General features: G+C 76.0%; 2 protein-coding genes. Both read right to left on the bottom strand.

Translation table 11 applies throughout. The annotated features are described in order from the left end of the window. Positions 1-2,636, bottom strand: a 2,636-nt coding sequence (locus AB0I76_RS25425) for an ATP-dependent helicase (protein WP_357040269.1), incomplete at its 3' end; no start/stop codon positions are given. Next, positions 2,633-3,494 (bottom strand): PD-(D/E)XK nuclease family protein (locus AB0I76_RS25420; RefSeq protein ID WP_357040266.1); only part of this gene is annotated, 862 nt, incomplete at its 5' end. The genes AB0I76_RS25425 and AB0I76_RS25420, both read right to left, overlap by 4 nt.

Below are 3,494 nucleotides of genomic sequence, written 5' to 3'. Positions count from 1 at the left end.
CGAAGACGTTCGAGGAGGGCAGTGACCGCGGCGACGGGTTCCGGACGTCCAGCGTCCGGTATTCGACGGACAGCACGATCACCGAGGTGGCGGTCCGCCCGCAGCACCACCTCGGTGGTCGGGTTGACCGCGTCCGGCGTCGGCTCCGGCGCCCACTCGTCGACCAGGTGCCCGGCACCGCCGTCCAGGCAGGCGTCGTGCACCTCCCGCAGCAGCGTCGACGGGCCGCGCGGCCGCTTGGTCCCCTCCCCCCACCAGTACCCGGAGCACAGCAGCAGGCGGCGCGGGCGGGTGACGGCGACGTACGCCAGCCGCCGCTCCTCCCGCTCGTCGTGCGCCCGCCAGGCATCGGTGAAGTCCTCCAGGGCCCGAGCCACCCCGCGCTGGTCCTCGGCCGCGTCCAGGCCCAGCTCGGGCAGCCCGTCGGCGTCACCGCGCAGCGAAAACGGCAGCACGCCCAGCCCACCGAGCCAGTGGTCGGAGTTGCGGACCGGCCCCGGCCACACGCCCCGGCTCAGCCCGGCCACCGCGACCACGTCCCACTCCAGGCCCTTGGCGGCGTGCGCGGTGAGGATCTGCACCGCCCCCTCCACCACGTCGACCTCGCCCGGTGTGAGGCCGCGCTCCTCGTCCTCGGCGGCGGCCAGGTAGGAGAGGAACCCCGACAGGGTCGCGCCCGGGGTCTCCCCGCTGAACCGGGCGGCGACGTCGCCGAGCGCGTCCAGGTGACCCCGGGCCAGGCCGGCGTCGCCGGCACCGTCCCGGCCGGCCCGCACGGCCACCTCCACGTCCAGGCCGATGGTCCGCTCGATGTCCGCGATCAGCTCGGGCAGCGGCTGGTCCAGCCGGTAGCGCAGCAGGCCGAGTTCCTGGGCGTACGCGCGCAGCCGGGCGTAGCCCTCGGCGGAGTACGCCTGCGCCGGCCCGAGGTCCGCCAGGGCCTCCACCAGGGTGGCCTCGTCGAGCAGGTCCGGGCTGATCTCCGGCTCGTCGTCGGCGCGCTGCCGGCGGGCGGACGCGATGGCCCGGGCCCGACGGTGCAGGGCCACCAGGTCGCGGGGGCCGATCCGCCAGCGCGCACCGGTGAGCAGGCGCAGCAGCGCGGCGCCGTCGGTCGGGTCGGCCAGCACCCGCAGCGTGCAGACCACGTCCCGCACCTCGGGGGTGTCCAGCAGGCCGCCCAGCCCGACGACCTCGACCGGCAGGCCGCGCTCCCGCAGCGCCGACTCGATCGCCGGGATCTGGCTGCGCAGGCGTACCAGCACCGCCGTGGTGGGGCGGGCCGCCACCGGGATGTGCTCGGGCAGCGCCCGCGGCGTACCGGCCGCGCCGCGCCAGGCGGCGAGGACGCTCTCGGCGATCCAGTCGGCCTCGTCGGCGTACGTCGCAAGGAGCGCGCAGTGCACGGTGCCGGCGGCCGTGCCCCGGGGGCTGCGGTGCGGAATCGGGTCGCGGACGCTCAGTGCGGCACGCAGCTCCGGCACCCGGGCCCCGGCGGCGCGCAGCGGGGTGGCCAGGGCGTTCGCGACGCCGAGGATCTCCGGGCGGTTGCGCCAGCTGGTGGTGAGGCCGAGCACGTCGGCCGGTGTGCCGTCGGCGCGGAGGAACTCCGTCGGGAACCGGTCCAGGGTGCCCGCGCTGGCGCCCCGCCAGCCGTAGATCGACTGGCAGGGATCCCCGACGGCGGTCACCGGATGCGCACCGCCGAACAGCGCGTTGAGCAGCACCACCTGGGCGTGGCTGGTGTCCTGGTACTCGTCGAGCAGCACCACCCGGTAGCGATCCCGCTCGATCTCGCCGACCCCCGGGTGGTCCCGGGCCACCCGGGCCGCCCGGGCGAGCTGGTCGGCGAAGTCCATCGCCTCGAAGTCCTCCTTGCGCCGGGCGTACGCGCGCACCAGCGGCAGCAGCTTCAGCCGGGTCTGCTGGAGGGCGAGCGCCTTGCGCACGTCGGCGTACACCCGGCCGGGGCGGGTCTGCACCTCGGCGAAGAAGCGGCCGGTCCACGCGGCGAGGGCGTCCGGATCGACCAGGTGCTCGTCCAGCTCACCGGCGAGCGCCAGCACCGCGTCGGTGACGGTGCTCGGCATCCGGTCCACCTCGGACATGTCGCCGTCGTAGGTGCGTACCAGCAGGTCCACCAGCTGCCAGCGGGACGCCTCGGTGAGTAGCCGCGTGGAGGGCTCGTAGCCGGCGCGCAGCCCGTGCTCGGTGACGATCCGGCCCGCGTACGAGTGGTAGGTGGACACGGTCGGCTCGCCCGCGAGGGGGTCGTCCAGCGGGTCGCGCCCCCGCCGACCGAGCCGGCGGATGAGCTGGTCGAGACGCGTACGCACGCGGTGCGCCAGCTCACCGGCGGCCTTGCGGGTGAAGGTGAGGCCGAGCACCTGCTCGGGCCGGACGTATGAGTTGGCCACCAGCCAGACCACCCGGGCGGCCATCGTCTCGGTCTTGCCGGACCCGGCGCCGGCGACCACCAGCAGCGGCTCCACCGGCGCGGCGATGATGGCGGCCTGTTCGCGGGTGGGCGCGGGGAGCCGCAGCAGCCGCGCCAGCTCGACCGGCGTGTACCGGGGGCCGGCGTCGGCCGTCCGGGGCGCCGGCGTCGCCGAACTGAACAGGGTCGGCTGGGTCACGAATTCTCCGGGGAGCGCGCGGTGGGCGGCTCGACGACCTGGCGCCCCTGCCCGGAGACCGGGCAGCTTGTCCGCACCGGGCAGACCCGGCACTTCGAGTTGGCGACGGCGGCGAACGTGGCGGCGGCCATCGTATCGGCGGTGCGCCGGACCAGGGCGGTCGCCCAGCCTGCCTCCGGGCCCTCCCCGGCCGGCGGCTGACTCTGCTCCCGGGCGTCCTTCGCGCCGGTGCCCAGCTGCACGAGGGCGGCTCCCCCGGACTCCTCCCCGAAGTCGGCGAACGCGCCCGCCTCCACCGCCGCCTGGTACGCACCCAACTGCGGGTGCTCGGCCAGGTCGGCGGCGGTCACCGCGGTGGACTTGCCGGTCTTGAGGTCGACGACGACCAGCCGGCCGTCCGCGTCGACCTCCAGCCGGTCCACCCGGCCGACCAGCTCGACCGGCCGCTGCGGGTCGTCCAGCCGGACCGCGAACTCGTGCTCGATGGCGAGCAGCCGCCGCGGGTTGGCGGCCAGCCACCGCAGCAGCTTGTCCACCATCGCCTCGGCCCGGGCCCGCTCCGGCCCGACCATCCACCGGGCGGCCAGCTCGATGGCGTCGAACCGGGCGGCCACGTAGTCCAGCAGCGCGCCCCGGTCGGCGCTGGCGTCCTCGGCGAGCATCGCCGCAGCGTGCACCAGGTTGCCGACGCCCTGCGCGGTGCTCGTCGGTGCGCTGCCACCGTGCCGTTCCAGCAGCCAGCGCAGGCTGCACCGCAGCGCGCTCTCCATCGCCGACGGGGTGACCCGCACCGGCTCGCCGTCGGCGACCAGCGGCCGGTCGTCGGAGAGCTGCCGCAGCCCCCACCACTCGTCCGGG

It is taken from the genome of Micromonospora sp. NPDC049799, assembly GCF_040656655.1.
Taxonomy (GTDB): Bacteria; Actinomycetota; Actinomycetes; order Mycobacteriales; family Micromonosporaceae; genus Micromonospora.
Note: the sequence above shows the minus strand (reverse complement) of the source record. Positions and strands in the feature narration are given on the sequence as shown.